Raw genomic sequence first — 16268 nt, 5'->3', positions numbered from 1 at the left:
AAAAAGTTTGAAAGGGTTTTCTTGAAAAATTCTGTGTCACTGCTTCTGCATATTCTCCCTGCGGGCGGTCAAACTCCGTCCGGTAAGGTATACATTGCGATTTCATCAATCTCTCTATTTGTAGAAATCAGCACTTCCTTACCGTCTCTTTCATATTTCCATACATTCGCCGGACCGCAATCTCTGTCTAGAACCGTTACTCTATATTGCTTTTCCTTGTCATCATATGTAAATGCCAGGAGATTTCTTTCTCCTTTCCTGTGCCCTATGATAACGGCAGGCTCCCCAAGTAAAGTCCCTCCATAAATTGCGTGAGCAAATTCTGCGGTATCATATGTGTAGACTTTTTTGTATTCCCCGTCTATTTTCTTGAAGATATATATATTTTGCCCATGGAAAGGAGAAATCATAATCAACTCCGGTTCTCCGTCTCTGTCTAAATCAACAAGAACCGCGTCGCTTCCCGGGGTTTGTGTCAACCTCTCAATTTCCCAATTTTCTCCTATTCCTGCCGGAGGAATAAATTTATAGACTCCCTCGTCACAAGAAATCAGGCATATATCCATTCCATTTTCTTGTATTTTATAGTAGCCATGATTCTTCAGCATATTGTCTTTGATAACTGTCAGCTCCAGTTGATGTTCCTTATCAAAGACGCTTAAGTCCTCCGGAAGCACTGCCGCGTATGTCTTGCCCGGCATCGACCAGTCATCCTTATACGCATGTCCCGATTTGAGTGCACATGCAATCAAGTAATTTATGCCATTGCGCGTGACTATATCAAAACGGTGTACATGAGGAAGCTTAACAAGGGTACGGATCTTCCATCCTTCTTTTTCTGACGGTGACACAATCACAATTTCCGCTTCCTTTGAGTCGTTTGGAGAATAAAATTTATGTGTTGCCAGAAATACCCCATTACTTCCTGGCACCTGTACCATGCTCATAACCCCGCCTGGTTCTTCCCATACTGTATCCACCTTGTTTCCTTCTTCATCAAACAGATAACACGGGTCATGCTTTTCCGCCGCTACCAGAATATGCTGTTTTCCATTATACATAAGCGGCGCGATAGAATAACATTTTGTAAGATTTCCCAACACCTTTTTATTTATATTCAAAGCTTACGCCTCCTGCTTCTTCCTCTCTCCTAACCTGATGAATCTGCACGCCCCGTTCTTTCAGTTGTTTCAGAACATCCTCCGGTGCTTTTTCATCCGTAATCAAATGCCCGATATGCTCAACCGGAGCACTTGTAAAACTGCTGTTTTTTCCTACCTTTGTATGGTCTGCGAGTACATATACATCTTTTGTCGCATTCTGTATCATTAATTCATTAATTTTTACTTCCGCCGCAATCTCTGTTGTCATCCCGGATACCGGAGAAATGCCTGAACAGCCAACGAATGCTTTTTTCGGAAATACTGTCTGCAAATTGCGGATAGCAAAATCTCCTACCATTGCGTCCTTTGGATGGCGCAGCTCCCCTCCAGTCATCAGCACGCTGATGCCTTCTGGATAATCTGTCTGAATCGCCTTCCCATTATTAGTAATGACCGTCACATTGTCGCATTTAATATACTTTAATATTTGTAGTGCATTTCTGCTGGAATTGATAAACAGGGAATCTCCAGATTCTACAAGCGACGCTGCATACTCGGCGATAAGTCTCCTATACATGGACACCTCTTCATCCTCTTTTTGCTCTGTCTTTGCAGAGACAGCTCCTCCATAAAATCTGACAAGAAGATTTTTGTCCTCCAGATATTGCAAATCTCTACGGATCGTAATCAGCGACACCTGAAATTTTTCTGCCAGTTCGTCCACCCGTACTGCTGGATTCTCTTTCATAAGAGCAAGTATCTGCCTTCTTCTTCTTTCTACATATGCCCGTTCTCTTTTCATTACTGTCCACTCCGTCCATACATTATCTTAATCATCATACCATCTTTTTCTCTATCTGTCCCTCTTTATTTATAACATCTCTAAAAGGGAGAGAGCCTTCTCCATAAAAAGTGGTCCCTGATTTACAAAAGAGAACGGAACGGTATATTCTGAGGAGCCTCAAAGCAGTCCTCGAATCCTCTTCTGTGATGATATGCTAGTTTATCTTTGTCTGTAGGATATACATATTTACCTCCTACTTCCCAGAAGAACGGGTGGAATTCATACCCCAGACGATCTTTCTTCATATCATACAGTACCTTAATCTCATTGACATCTGCCATAAAGTTTGTCCATACGTCATAGTGAATTGGAATCACTACCTTGCATCTTAATGCCTCCGCCATACGAAGAATATCTACAGAGGTCATTTTATCTTGCATACCAACCGGATTTTCCCCATAAGAACCAAATGCAACATCAATATCATAATCCTTGCCATGCTTTGCAAAATAAATAGAATAGTGCGAATCCCCACTGTGATAAATATTCCCACCTGGTGTTTTAATCAAGTAATTTACCGCTTTGTCATCCATATCTGTCGGGCATTTTCCTTCCAAATCTTCTCTATCCGGGCCCTGGGAATCTGTAGTTACGATACAGGTTCTGTCAAAAGAATCCAGTGCGATTATTTCTATATCTTTGATTTTAATAGAATCCCCTGGTTTTACCGTTATACATCTCTCTGCCGGTACTCCCCATTTCTGCCACAATTCTACCGATTTTTGGGGGCCGATGAATGGAACAGGAATTTCTTTTCCGTTTTCATCCACTGTCATCATACCACTTTTTATTACATGGGAAGCATATTCTGCACTCATATGATCTTGATGGTAGTGCGTAGCAAGAACCGCATCTACTTGTTTGACTGCAAAAGGATCAATAACAAACGGAACCGCTCTTAAATTCGGCTGCATCGCTCTCGCTCCACACATATTCGCCATCTGGTGTCCGACTTTCATCTTTCCGTCTCCATGTGTTCTCTTTCCATTTCCACACCATAAATCCACTGTAATATTACAACCTCCCGGCGTCTTAAACCACATTCCGGTACATCCAAGCCACCACATCGCTACTGTCCCTGGTTTAACTTCCTCATTCTCAATCTCTTCGTTTAACCATGTTCCCCATTCTGGGAATGTACTCATAATCCAGCTTTCACGAGTAATCTCATCAATTTTACTCATCAAATTTCCTCCTTCTTATCAACACGGATATGTTTTATTAATTGCATAATATCATATATTATGTTCTTTTTCAATCATATTTTACGATTGTTTTATATCATAAACCAATATATGTACCATTCTATCTAGTACGGGGAAATCTTCTAGCTTTACTTTTTTACTATAATTCTGTTATTTTTACTGTTCTTCCCCTTTGCACACAATAGAGTATACGATAAAATGATAAATAATACCTTATCGGACAAAGTCCGCCAGCCTGAACAGGCATAAATTGCGGTGTGCTCTTTAAAGTATATATACTTAGGAGGATTTTTCATGCGGATTGCCATTGTAGATGATTCTTTATCTGATATACAGCACTTATATGAAAACATACAAAAATACTGCCGGGAACATCAGGTTCATATGACGATTGAACCCTTCCATGATGAGTCTCGTTTTCTTTCCTCATTGAAAGAACATTCTTATGATCTTGTCATCCTGGATATTTTTATGAAGCAGATAAACGGAGATCATATCGCCTCTCTTATCCGCAGGCATTACCCAAATTGCCAAATCATTTTCACCACTGCAAGTAAAGAGCATGCTGTTAAGGCATTCCGCCTTCATGCTCTGGATTACTTGGTGAAGCCTTACAGTTATGCCGATTTGTCCGAAGCTTTAGATCATTTTGAAAAAATATTTCAGAGCTTTATACATTATATTGAACTGAAAGAGGCGCGTCAGTATACCAGAATTCTTATCAACGATATTGTTTTCACAGACTATCATAACCACTATATACAGGTGCATACTACTTCAAACGTTGTTCGGTCTTATATGTCCTTTGATGCCTTTTCTCCTATGCTGAAGCCCTACCCCCAGTTTCTTTGGTGCTACAGAAACTGCATGGTAAATATGGACTATATCGAATCCTTAGAAGGCGGAGATTTTCTTCTTAAAACCGGCGTATGCATTCCCATTTCTAAAGGAAAGCATCGGGAAGTAACACAGGCATACGCAGATTATATGTTTGATTATGTAAACAGGAGATGCCCTATATGAATCTTTCCCTCTCCACACTAGTGGTTATCTTTCTTTTTGTTCTGCCGATTATTTTTATACTTTATCATACATTTCGTGACAAAATTAAATCACCTTTTTTGCTGCGCGTCTTTAGTTCCATCACCATCTTTGCACTTCTATCGCTTCTCGGAGCTGCTCTTAGCGTACATTTTCTGGAAAACTCCCGGGTTGTCCAGACATGCATTATTACCATAACTATGCTGGCAGAAATGCTGATTTTTTATATTACCGTAGATTATAAACTGGTGCATGCTCTTTTTATAGCTTCTGTTGTCAAATGTTACGCCGACAATGTAATCCTTCTTTCTTATTTGTTGTATTACACTGTCACCGGTTATTTTCCCGCCGTTTTCTCCGGTTACCCTGCATGGCCTATGTTCATTAATATTGTTGTTACATTTCCTTTTATTTTCTTATTTTTTAAGAAACTAATGCGCCCTGCTTTAGATCTGAGTGGTTCTCTTTCCCTCTGGTCCTATATCTGGATTGTACCTCTATGTAATAATCTATTATATTCCCTGTATATTGGGCCTTCTTTCAATATAGGAACCCTTTCCCCGGGAGCAGAACTTTATTTACTTCCTTTCCTGTGGATTCTTCTCTCTTTTTCTACTTACATCATTCTTCTAAAAATGATTATAGGCTTAAGTAAAAGTGCTCGTTTTCAGGAAGAATTGCATATCTCTGACACACAGATTACCGCACAGCAGAAGCAATTGGAACATCTGCAGCAGCATATTCAAGATACAAGCCGTATCCGGCATGATATGCGCCACCATTTTCTTGCCCTTCAGGGATTTATAGCACAGGAAGATTATCCTGGGATGGCAGAATATATAAAGGACAGCATCTCCGGATTGGAACCTGCTGCGGCAGAAATTTACAGCGGTAATGCTGCTGTAGATGCAATACTTGGATATTATAAAAGAGAAGCTTTAGCAAACCGAATTGACATCCAAATTTCTGTTTCCCTGACAGATACTCTCCCCATCCAAGATACCGATTTTTGTATTATCCTTGGAAATCTTCTTGAAAATGCATTAGAAGCCTGTATCCGCCAGCTTTCAAAAAAACGATTTATACGTGTACAGTTATACATGCCTACAAATGCCACCTTCATCATTATAATCAAAAACAGTTACGAGGGAAAAATAAAACAGCAGGGTCAGATTTTTCTTTCATCTAAAGCACAGAACAGAAAAGGTATTGGAATCCGTTCTGTATTAGATATAGCTAAAAAATATCAGGGAATCCCCAAATTTGAATATGATAATAATGAATTTAAAGTTTCCCTCTTACTTCATAAAAATAGAACCACAAAAAAAGACTGACGCAAACAAATTTTTGCGTCAGCTTTTTTATAGAACTTCCTACATGAACTTTACATTACATAGTTTCCCACATACTAACTTACAATCTCTTTAACAACGCTTCTCTTTCTTTCTCAAATCCTGGTTTCCCAAGCAGAGCAAACATATTTCTCTTATAGCTTTCTACACCTGGCTGGTTAAATGGATTAACGCCGAGTAAATATCCACTTATGCCACAGGCAAATTCAAAGAAATAGAATAGCTCTCCCAGATAAAATTCATTCTGCTCAGGTATTTTTACAATAAGGTTTGGAACATTTCCATCTGTATGTGCCAAAATCGTCCCATTCATTGCACTCTTATTTACAAAATCCACATTCTTCCCTGCCAGATAATTCAGTCCGTCTAAATCAACCGGCTCTTCATTTATAATAATTTCTTCCCTTGATTTCTCAACATCCAATACTGTTTCAAATAAAATTCTATTCCCATCCTGAATAAACTGTCCCATAGAGTGAAGATCTGTCGTCAAGTCGACAGAGGCCGGGAAAATTCCTTTCTGATCCTTTCCTTCGCTTTCTCCATAGAGCTGCTTCCACCATTCCGATACATAATGCAGGCTTGGTTCATAATTAGCAAGAACTTCTATTGTCTTTCCTTTACGCAGCAGAATGTTGCGGATTGCCGCATACTGCAAAGCGTCATTTTCTGCAAAATCATTCTCCATAGCCGCTTTTCTTCCGGAAGCTGCACCTTCCATTAGTTTTGTAATATCAGCCCCACTCACCGCGATAGGCAGAAGTCCTACAGCTGTCAGAACAGAAAAACGTCCTCCCACATCATCCGGTACTACGAATGTCTCATATCCTTCTTCTGTCGCAAGATTTTTCAATGCTCCCTTTGCCTTGTCTGTGGTAGCATAGATTCTCTTTGCGGCTCTTTCTTTTCCATATTTCTTTTCCAGTATTTCTTTAAAAACACGGAAGGCAATGGCTGGCTCTGTAGTAGTTCCTGATTTTGAAATCATATTAATAGAAAAGTCTCTGTCTCCGATTACATCCACCAGGTCTTTAATATATGTACTGCTGATACTATTGCCTACGTAATAAATCTCAGGAGACTTGCGAATCTCTTTAGAAACGACATTTGCAAAAGAATGACCCAGGAATTCTATCGCAGCTCTTGCGCCAAGGTAAGATCCCCCGATTCCAATCACAAGCAAAACTTCAGAATCATTCCTTATTTTTTCTGCCGCTTTTTGGATACGGGCAAATTCTTCTTTATCATAATCCACCGGTAAGTCAATCCACCCAAGAAAATCGTTTCCAGCTCCTGTTCTCTCAAGCAGTTTGTCCTTTGCCTGAACCACCAGTCCACTCATATATTCCATTTCATGTTCCTGAACAAAACTACATGCTTTTGAATAATCAAATGTTACTTTAGCCATTAATACCCTTCCTCTCCGCTGACCTTTCTCATAGCCTTTCTGTGCTATCTGTCATAAGCATATTTTACCAAATCTGCAAGGGTTATTCAAGCCAAAAACTCCTCCAGTATCTGTCTGATTGCCTCCTCCTTCAAAGCCGGCTCTCCCTGTTCTTCCAGTTTTTCTTTCATTGTCCTGCGTACACTCTGACGCACCTCCTCTCCCTTTTTTACATCTCTTGGTTCTCCTTCTATATTGATGGACAAATTAGGTTCTGCTTTTGCAGGCACGCCGGATTCTGCGGGTGCTGCATCGCTTTCTTCTCTTACCGGAGCCATCTTTGCCGTACTATCCGCGGCAATTACATTGATCGCTTCTTTCTCCGGTGTCTTCTGCTTCTTGTAGCGACAGGAGCATATATTTTCCAAGTAATCCACCATATAAATCTTTGCCGCATTGATTTTATATGGCTCGTCCGACAGCTGCCTGATTACAAACAAAAATACCATCTCTGCCGCCCCTGCCGCAATATATTGAAACACGGATTCATTAAATCCGTAGGAAAGATAGTGAGCCGACGCTCCAAGCGCCGCCAGTATTCCTGAAAACCAGATTGCCTGCAGCTCCAACTGCCTCCAGGTATGTATCCGGAACAGAAATCCCCGGTATTCGAATATATATTTTTCTACAAATGCATCTGTATTTTCTACTGAATCATGTGCCATACATGCATGCTCATATTTCGCACGCACCAATTTTATCAGTTTGTGTGTACTCTTGGACATACTGCCTGCGGCTTTCACCAATCTACGCAGTGTAATCTGGTTTATCACTTTTGCCAGAACTCCGATAACACCGACTATAATCATCAGATACACAATAATATTGGTGTCCGCTGCTACTTCTTTTAACATAGCTATTCCTCCTATTTTTAATTCTGCCGCAATATTTTCTGCCGGAACTTATTAATCCTGCATTGCGTTTGAGCACATTATAGCCTATCTTTCAAGGACTTTCCTCAAAAACCGTTCTACATATTTCTACAAATCAAACAGGCCCTTCCAACAATATTTCTGCGTTTCACTCTATTTTGAAGCTGCTGAAAATCTACTTTAAGCCTTTTACTTAAGAATAAATTTCTCTCTGTTTTCCAAACCGTTATGAATCACTTCAAAATTGTCATTTTTATAAAAATAATCGCGAAAAAAGGCGTACGAAACTCTAATCTATGTTACACTATATGAGGTGTCATATATTTAACTGCAAGATAATAAAGGAATAAAGGAAAATCAAATGTACTTACAGACCGTATTAATAAAACCCTCATCAAGCCAGTGCAATATGTATTGTGATTATTGCTTCTACTGCGACGAAGCAGCAAAAAGAGAGCATGCCTCCTATGGAATGATGACGGAAAATACATTGAAAAATATAATTAAAAAAAACTTATTTCATGCACAGACTGATATCTGCTTTGCCTTTCAGGGTGGGGAGCCTACGCTGCGGGGACTTCCTTTCTTTGCGCAGGCAGTAGAATTTGAGAATCGTTTTAACCGAAATAAAGTCAGAGTATCTAACGCGATACAGACAAATGGACTTCAGCTCAACGATGAATGGTGCAAATTTTTTAGAGAAAATCATTTTCTCGTTGGAGTCTCTGTGGACGGTACCCAGGAAACACATGATGCTTGCCGCCATACAAAATCAGGAGCTGACACTTATGAAAAAATCCGTAACTCTATCCGTCTGCTTGAAGAATATGAAGTAGAATATAACATTCTGACAGTAGTAAATGCGTTCACCGCGCCAAAAATTCGGCAGATATATCAGGAATATAAACAAAATGGCTGGAGTTACCAGCAGTACATTACATGTCTGGAGCCGTTGGGGGAAGAAGACCGGCAAAATTCCTATTCTCTGACCCCTTCCATGTATGGAGAGTTTTTGATTCAACTCTTTGATATGTGGTATAAAGACTGGAAACGCGGAAAAGCCCCCTATATAAGACAGTTTGAAAATTATATCGGGATTTGCATGGGCTATCCGCCCGAATCCTGTGAGCAGAGGGGAATTTGTAGTATGCAGGGAGTAGTAGAGGCAGACGGCAGTGTGTACCCGTGTGATTTTTATGTGCTGGATGAATATAAGCTAGGAAACTTCAATGAAAATAAAATATCTGATTTTTTTGAAAATGAAAGGACAAAATCCTTTATTGAACAATCGAAGCTTATCAGTAAGACATGTAAGACATGTCCTTACTATTTTCTCTGCCGCGGAGGATGTAGAAGAAGCCGGATAAAAGAGCCTGAAAGCGGCGCTTATCGCAGCTATTTCTGTGAAAGCTACCGGATGTTTTTTGCCAAAGCCGGAGCACGGTTAGAGGAAATCGCAAAATTTCTAAGGAGGTAAATATGGCCGGTATTTGTATCTTTTTTTTCGTAAGTATTCTTTCTTCAATCGTAGGTTCTATCTGCGGTATCGGCGGCGGTGTCATTATCAAACCGGTACTTGACGCAACTGGAATTATGAGTGTAAGCAGTATTAGTTTCCTTTCTGGCTGTACGGTTCTTGCAATGTCCGTTATCTCTGTCTACAAAAATATCAAGTCCAAATCTGCAAAGCTTGATATTAAAATTGCAACCTCCCTCGCCATAGGCGCGGCGGCGGGCGGAGTCATGGGAAAGATTATGTTTCAGACTCTTAAAGATGCCGTTGGAAATGAAAATCTCATAGGATTGACCCAGGCAATCGTACTGATACTCATAACTGTAGGAACACTGGTTTATACACTCTGCAAAAAACATATCCGCACAAAGCAATACACGCAAGTCTGGCTGTGTATTGTCATCGGTATTCTTCTGGGGATTATGTCCAGCTTCCTAGGTATTGGCGGCGGACCTATCAATCTTGTCGTCCTCGCCTGGTTTTTCTCTATGTCTACAAAAGAGGCTGCTTTAAGTTCTCTGTATATTATCATGTTTTCTCAGATTACAAGTCTTGTGCAGACCTGCGTTACAAAAACTATCCCAGATGTACAGGTATCATATCTTATTTTCATGGTGATTGGAGGGATTCTCGGTGGTACGATAGGAAGCAAGATCAATAAAAAAATAGATGAAAATACAGTAAATAAATTATTTATTTTCCTGATGGTTGTAATTATTGGAATAAACATTTATAATGCTGTTAAGTTTGCGGTATTTGCATAATAAATCCCCAGACAAAACCTGAAAAATTTGAAAAGGAGTGTTTTTATGGATTATAAGACAAAGGGCGTCTGTTCCCAGAAAATTCATTTTGATATCGAAGAAAACAAAGTAAAAAATGTATCTTTTGTAGGTGGATGCAACGGAAATCTCCAAGGAATTTCCCGCCTTATCGAAGGAATGGACGTAGATGAGGCTATCCGCAGAATCGAGGGAATCAAATGTGGTTTTAAAACAACCTCTTGCCCTGATCAGTTGGCGAAAGCATTAAATGAAGCAACCGGAAAATAATCCGATTGCTTTTTTCTTTAATAATCTCTTGGTTTACTTGTCCCTTTGCTTAAAAATTCATTTAATATGTAATCACTGTCTCCGTCGAAAAAATTGTCTTTTTCTTCTTTTACCCAATTTTTGAGTATCTCATCTAGTTCATTTTTTAATGTTAAATGTGATTCTGAAAAAATCAAATTCCTCGTCTCATAGGGATCCAGAGCCAGATCATAAAGTTCTGAAATATCTTCTTTATTCACTGTATACTTATATCTAGATGTCACTAAAGACTTTGCCACATTTCTTTCAATATGTCCATATGTTTCACTGACAAAGAATTTTCTTCTCTTTTTAAAACCAGATGCCTCCATCTCTAATAGATTCTTTCCGTCCGGCTCATAATCAAATGAGAGTCCTGCTGCCGACAATATAGTGGTTGGAATATCCAAATTGCTGACAAGAGCATCTGTAACCTGTTTTGGTTTTATTACTCCTTTATAACTCATGGCCAGTGGCACCCTCATCACTTCTTCCACCATATAACTCGCCTTATCAAATTTTCCCCCCTGGCAAGCGATCGCATCTCCATGATCTGCCGTCCAGATAATAAGTGTATTTTCATCCAACCCTAATTCCCTTAATTTCCTTATCACAATTCCGACCGCATCATCTACCATTGTAGAATGTGCGTAGCACCGTGATAATAAGAGCTGCCATTTTTCCCAGGGTATAGGGTTTGGATAAATTAGATTCCCCTCATTGTCAGCAATTCCTAAATTATGTTCTTTTCTATAGCAGGACGGCTTTTCCAACTGAGCCGAGTCAAACGTAGGATACTTTGGAATATCCTCCGGAGGGTACATATCTGCATATTCCTGTGTCACAAAATAGGGCGCATGCGGCCCCCAGAAGTCCAGCCTCAAAGAAAATGGGTTTCGATTCTCTTCCTTTTTTATATTTTCCAATCGTTTACACGCCATATCAGCCAGGAAGAAGGCTTCATGCGTCTCTTTCGGCGTCAGAAGTATGCCGGATGCCTCCTCATTAGTCCACTCCTTGTCCTGCACATATATTTCTCCCGGTTTAATATCCAGTCTCCATGGATCCATGGTACACTCGATTTTGATCTTTGGTTTCGGTAGATCATATTCTTTCAGATAATTCTGATATTCCGGCGTTAAATAGGGGTTCCCATACGATGGATAACAGTATCCTTCACACCCATGTTCCAGCGCCGTACCATTTCCAGCATGCCATTTGCCATAATAATAATTTCTATACCCATTCTCGGTCAGAATATCCAGATATGTCTTTTCTGAAAATGGCACATTTACATCATTTAATATTTCTCCGTGATGGTGAGAATATAAGCCTGTTAATACGCATCTCCTCGTCGGACCACACAAAGGATTAGAAGAATACGCTCTTGTAAAATTTACTCCGCTTAAGGCAAATTCTTCAAAATTGTCTCTTCTTATTTTCGGTCCAAAATCCCATCCATGCCTATAATAAATTTGATGATCTACCATAATATACAAAATGTTCGGTTTATCCATAAACTTTACCACCATTTAATTTGTTCTGTAATATAATTTCTGATTTCTATAAATCTAGGGTCATCTACTCTCCGCGGATGGGGCAGATCAATTACCACCTCATCCTTTACTTTCGCTGGTTTATTGGACAAAATCAGTACTCTTTCCGCCATATAAACAGCCTCTTCTATATTATGTGTAATAAAAATAATTGTCTTTTGCAGTTCTTTCCACATTCTAATAACTTCATCCTCCAGGTAAAACCTGGTTTTTACATCCATCTGTCCATATGGCTCGTCCATCAGAAGCAAATCTGGATTTACTGCAAAGGCTCTTCCTATTACTATCTTTTGTTCTGAACTCGTAGACAGCTCTGCGGGGTATGCTTTTCTGTACTTCTGAAGTCCCATTAGATCGAGTATTTTTTCTGTCTGCTCTTGAATATACTTTTTGTCTTTATTTTTAGCTTTCAACCCATATGCAATATTCTTTTCTACTGTGAGCCAAGGCAGTGATGACGGCTCTTGAAAAATAAACGACAAGTTATGTTTCCTGGGACTCGCCTTTTCTCCGTCTATTAAAACCTCGCCTGACGTAGGCTCAAGCAGATTCGAAAGTACATTCAAAAAAGTAGTTTTCCCGCACCCCGTAGGTCCTACAACACATACAAATTCTCCTTCTTTGATTTGAAAGCTACAATCTTCAATTACTTTCAAATCACCGAATGATTTACATAAATTGTTTACCTGAACTTTTACATTCTTCTTCACAGCATTCTCTCCTTATTTTATTACCAGGTCTGTATGATTGCTGATTTCTTCTCGTATTCTAAGAAATTCGTAATCTGTGTAATCTCTTGGACGTTTTAAGTCTTTCAAGTCATAAATTCCTTTTACCTTCATCGGACGCGCGCTAAAAAGAATGATTCTGTCACCCAGGTACACAGCTTCTTCTATATTATTTGTGACAAAGATAACCGTCTTTTTATTCTGATTCCATATCTTAAGAATCTCCTCCTGCATCGAATATCTTGTTTGTGCATCTAGCTGCCCGAACGGTTCATCCATAAGAAGAATTTCTGGATTACTCGCATAAGCTCTCGCTATACCTACCCTTTGTTTCATTCCCCCAGACAATTGCCGCGGATAATGCTTTTCAAACCCATTTAACCCTACAAGGTCTATATATTTTTGGGTTCTTTCATACCTTTCCTTCTTAGATACCTTATGAAATTTATCCGAAAGAGCCACATTATCGCGAACAGTAAGCCACGGCATAATGCCTAATTTTTGAAATACAAATCCAATATTTTTATTGATTCCCTGTGATACTTCTCCGTCTATATATACGCTTCCTTCCGTCTGCTTCATTAGGCCTGCTATAATATTCAGTAAAACTGTTTTTCCACATTCTCCTGGCCCCAGCAACACAAGAAACTCATTTTCTTTTACGTCCAGGCTTACATCTTCGATCGCTATTTCATAAGACTTTTTCGTTAAAAATACCTTGCTGATATTTCTGATTTCTAATTTATTTCTTCTTTCCATGGACATAATTTCCTTTCTGCAAGTGTCAACAACCAAGAAAGCACTGCTCCAATCACACCGATAATAATCATTGCCAGAATAACCAATGATAGATCGGCCACATCAGAGCCCCTGATAATCATAAATCCAAGCCCAGAGTTTGCCGAAATCATCTCAGCCGCAAGTACAACGATCCACGCTGTTCCCATGGCTGTTTTAACTCCTGCCATAATCGCGCTTAAAGAGCAGGGAAGCACAATCTCCTTTACAATCTGAAATTCTGTCGCTCCAAATGCTCTGGCAACATCAATGTTCAGTCTAGGAATCAGTCTGACACCAGAGTATGTATTTACAACTACAGGCATCAATGTTCCTATAAAAATAAGTGCAATCTTTGAAGATTCTCCTATTCCAAACCACAGTGTCATCAATGGGATCCACGCAAGAGCTGGCACCGGACGAATCAATTCAAATATTGGTTTTAAAAAATCACAGCATCTTTTGTTCCACCCGATCAACAGGCCAAAAGGAATTCCAAAAATACAAGCTAATGCGAGTCCGCTTAGTACACGCTTCATACTAGCCCATATATGTCCCGCCAATGTAATATTATTGATAGGTTTCTCTAGTAAACGTTCTCCTCTTTCTATTACATCAGCAGGAGCTGGTATAATTTTTCCTTCTCCCGAAGCTAGAATCCACATAAAGATAAACAATATAATAGAGACTAACGGCAGTATGTTCAGGATGATTTCACGTGTTGAAAATTTTTTTATATTGTTTTTCATTTCGTATTTATCCTCCATTTCAAGACATAATTTTCAATCTTACTCAGCGCCGTAGTCAATCCGAGCCCAATCAAACCTATTACCAGCATACCTGCTATAATAATATCAATTCTCCCGTAATTTCTACCCATAAAAATCATGTAGCCAAGCCCGCTGCTTGATGCTAACATTTCTGCTGCAATCAATGTACCCCACCCATTTCCTAAAGCAATGACCATTCCTGCAAATGCCAAAGGCATGGCGGACGGTATCCCGATTGTCCAGAATATCCTCCAATTAGAATAACCACATGTTTTCGCGTAATTAATATAAACTTGGTTTGTCTCCCTAATGCCTGTATAAGAATTAATTACTATAGGTACAAAAGTTGTAAAAAATATAATAAATGATTTTGCTACTGTCCCGATACCCAACAGTACAATTACAATCGGTATCCATGCAATCGGAGGCAACGGACGAATTAATTCAAAAATTGGCTTTACTAATTTATCCAGTGGTCTGTACCACCCCATTAGAAGTCCTAGAGGAAGGCCAACAATAAGCGCCAGGAAAAAACCAATCATGGCAAGCTTAAAACTAGATAAAATATTTTCAATCAAAGTATTTCCGTCTGGTCTGGGATCACCTATTTTAGTTATAATTGCGTCAATAACCTGTAGTGGAGATGCCAATACATCTCCACTTACTATCTTCAATGTACACAATAGCTGCCAAACACATAGAAATACAGCAATACTGATAATTCCGCACAGAATTGTCGTCCGTTTTTTCTTTTTTTCCTTCTTTCTGAGTGTACGAATCGCATTTTCCATATTAGCTGGATTTTCCATATGATTTCCTTTCTCTAATGCATTACTTTCAATTTGAGAACTCTACCAGATTCTATTCCTCTACCATTTTTTCCATAAAAGAACTGTCATAACTGTCTTCTTCCATCAATGCCGCTTTTTCTTCCTCTGTATAATTTCCCATATCGATATAAATATCCATTACTTCTGCCAATCTGTCCTGTAAAACAGTTCCGTTTTCCCCTTCCGCAAAATATTCCATCTGTTCTTCTGGGGACGGAATATCTATCACTTGTGCATTTACAAATTTCAGTGCATTTTCTTCATCTGTCGCTACTCCATTTGCCTCTGAAAATTCTACAAACATCTTTGCCGCTTCTTCTGGGTTATCCTTGATCCACTGTACACCCTTCATATAAGCACGCACCCATTTTTCCACAACTTCTGGCCGTTCTTTAATAATCGTCTCACTCGCTGTAATTGCACACGGCAAGAATATTTCCTGGCTTTCTCCTGTGGTCGCAGGAACCCAGCCCTCTTCTTCCGCATTAAAATAGAAAGAAGCATTTGCCTGCACCATGTCGCCACTTCCTGACTTAAATGCCGTAAATGCAGGAGAAGAATCCATATTGGTACGGACAACATCATCAATGGTCAAGCCAAGTTTATCCAATGTCTTAATCAACAAAATATCCGTAATTGTTCCCTGTGTATACAGTATTTCCGCATCTTTCCAGTCCTTGGCAGTTCCATAACATCCTGTCTCCTCGTTATAACCAGCCTCTACAATCGGGCTGTCCTCTTTTGTCCACAGGCCCATCAAAGCTCCATCATCGATACTTAGACCTATTATTTTCAAATCCTTCTGCGCTACTCCTAAGACGATTCCTCCAAAGCCTGTCGTTCCAATATCCCAGGCTCCAGTCTGGTATGCTTCCATCTGAGGCGGCGCTCCAATATATACTAAAGTTTCTACGTTCAGCCCTTCCTCTTCATAATATCCATTCTGTTCTGCTACATAAGCAGGAAGGCCATGTCCAGACGGATGAACACTGATTGTAATAGAATCTCCATCAGATTTTCCTGAAGAATTATCCTTGTTGTCTCCTGAACATGCTGTCATACTAAAAACCATTGCAGCTGCTAAAAACATACTTAAAATTCTCTTTTTCATATTTTCATTCCTTCCCTTGTTTTTGAAGCGTTTCATTTTCTTGTCAATT

Annotated in this window: 16 protein-coding genes; 5 read left to right on the top strand and 11 right to left on the bottom strand. The window is 39.5% G+C overall.

What is annotated here, in order from left to right:
• Positions 1-68 precede the first annotated feature (68 nt).
• The 3 genes from H8S37_RS09960 to ulaG form a co-directional block, all read right to left on the bottom strand.
• Entirely contained in the window at positions 69-1121 is a 1053-nt protein-coding gene (locus H8S37_RS09960) for a hypothetical protein (protein ID WP_186875917.1), read from the bottom strand.
• The gene (locus H8S37_RS09955; protein WP_186875916.1) at positions 1108-1905 is read right to left on the bottom strand and encodes a DeoR/GlpR family DNA-binding transcription regulator; all 798 of its coding nucleotides are present in this window, start codon (positions 1903-1905) and stop codon (positions 1108-1110) included. Before H8S37_RS09955 ends, H8S37_RS09960 begins: the two co-directional genes overlap by 14 nt.
• Positions 1906-2027: 122 nt before the next feature.
• Positions 2028-3131: an L-ascorbate 6-phosphate lactonase gene (ulaG, locus tag H8S37_RS09950; protein WP_186875915.1), complete on the bottom strand. Its 1104-nt coding sequence runs from the start codon at positions 3129-3131 to the stop codon at positions 2028-2030.
• A gap of 315 nt (positions 3132-3446) precedes the next feature.
• Between ulaG and H8S37_RS09945 the strand changes: the two genes are divergently transcribed.
• Both H8S37_RS09945 and H8S37_RS09940 read left to right on the top strand, forming a co-directional pair.
• A complete protein-coding gene (locus H8S37_RS09945) occupies positions 3447-4175 on the top strand; it encodes a LytR/AlgR family response regulator transcription factor (protein WP_186875914.1) in 729 nt (242 codons plus the stop codon).
• Positions 4172-5527, top strand: coding sequence for a sensor histidine kinase (locus H8S37_RS09940; protein WP_186875913.1), 1356 nt, complete (start codon positions 4172-4174; stop codon positions 5525-5527). The genes H8S37_RS09945 and H8S37_RS09940 overlap by 4 nt, the downstream gene beginning before the upstream one ends.
• Before the next feature lie 79 nt (positions 5528-5606).
• On the opposite strand, the gene H8S37_RS09935 is transcribed toward H8S37_RS09940, so the two are convergent.
• Both H8S37_RS09935 and H8S37_RS09930 read right to left on the bottom strand, forming a co-directional pair.
• Positions 5607-6953, bottom strand: coding sequence for a glucose-6-phosphate isomerase (locus H8S37_RS09935; RefSeq protein ID WP_186875912.1), 1347 nt, complete (start codon positions 6951-6953; stop codon positions 5607-5609).
• Between the two features lie 86 nt (positions 6954-7039).
• The gene (locus H8S37_RS09930; protein WP_186875911.1) at positions 7040-7846 is read right to left on the bottom strand and encodes a hypothetical protein; all 807 of its coding nucleotides are present in this window, start codon (positions 7844-7846) and stop codon (positions 7040-7042) included.
• Positions 7847-8225: 379 nt separating this feature from the next.
• Between H8S37_RS09930 and H8S37_RS09925 the strand changes: the two genes are divergently transcribed.
• The 3 genes from H8S37_RS09925 to H8S37_RS09915 are packed head-to-tail and all read left to right on the top strand — an operon-like array spanning position 8226 to position 10429.
• Positions 8226-9341, top strand: coding sequence for an anaerobic sulfatase maturase (locus H8S37_RS09925; protein WP_186875910.1), 1116 nt, complete (start codon positions 8226-8228; stop codon positions 9339-9341).
• Between the two features lie 2 nt (positions 9342-9343).
• Entirely contained in the window at positions 9344-10141 is a 798-nt protein-coding gene (locus tag H8S37_RS09920; protein ID WP_186875909.1) for a sulfite exporter TauE/SafE family protein, read from the top strand.
• 45 nt (positions 10142-10186) lie between these two features.
• Positions 10187-10429 (top strand): TIGR03905 family TSCPD domain-containing protein, encoded by a 243-nt coding sequence (locus H8S37_RS09915; RefSeq protein WP_186875908.1) that lies wholly within the window; start codon positions 10187-10189, stop codon positions 10427-10429.
• 17 nt (positions 10430-10446) lie between these two features.
• On the opposite strand, the gene H8S37_RS09910 is transcribed toward H8S37_RS09915, so the two are convergent.
• The 6 genes from H8S37_RS09910 to H8S37_RS09885 are packed head-to-tail and all read right to left on the bottom strand — an operon-like array spanning position 10447 to position 16219.
• Positions 10447-11964, bottom strand: a complete 1518-nt coding sequence (locus tag H8S37_RS09910) for a sulfatase-like hydrolase/transferase (RefSeq protein WP_186875907.1) — start codon at positions 11962-11964, stop codon at positions 10447-10449.
• A gap of 5 nt (positions 11965-11969) precedes the next feature.
• The gene (locus H8S37_RS09905) at positions 11970-12713 is read right to left on the bottom strand and encodes an ABC transporter ATP-binding protein (protein WP_186875906.1); all 744 of its coding nucleotides are present in this window, start codon (positions 12711-12713) and stop codon (positions 11970-11972) included.
• A gap of 12 nt (positions 12714-12725) precedes the next feature.
• Positions 12726-13490, bottom strand: coding sequence for an ABC transporter ATP-binding protein (locus tag H8S37_RS09900; protein ID WP_186875905.1), 765 nt, complete (start codon positions 13488-13490; stop codon positions 12726-12728).
• A complete protein-coding gene (locus tag H8S37_RS09895) occupies positions 13469-14257 on the bottom strand; it encodes an ABC transporter permease (RefSeq protein WP_186875904.1) in 789 nt (262 codons plus the stop codon). The genes H8S37_RS09900 and H8S37_RS09895 overlap by 22 nt, the downstream gene beginning before the upstream one ends.
• Positions 14254-15087: an ABC transporter permease gene (locus H8S37_RS09890; protein ID WP_243207169.1), complete on the bottom strand. Its 834-nt coding sequence runs from the start codon at positions 15085-15087 to the stop codon at positions 14254-14256. Before H8S37_RS09890 ends, H8S37_RS09895 begins: the two co-directional genes overlap by 4 nt.
• A gap of 52 nt (positions 15088-15139) precedes the next feature.
• On the bottom strand, positions 15140-16219 hold the full coding sequence (locus H8S37_RS09885; protein ID WP_186875903.1) for an ABC transporter substrate-binding protein: 1080 nt from the start codon (positions 16217-16219) through the stop codon (positions 15140-15142).
• Between the last annotated feature and the right edge of the window lie 49 nt (positions 16220-16268).

Origin of the sequence: Mediterraneibacter hominis (assembly GCF_014287475.1) — a bacterium.
Taxonomy (GTDB): domain Bacteria; phylum Bacillota; class Clostridia; order Lachnospirales; family Lachnospiraceae; genus Mediterraneibacter; species Mediterraneibacter hominis.
The sequence above is the reverse complement of the archived record's forward strand: the minus strand, read 5'-3'. Positions and strand labels throughout refer to the sequence as shown.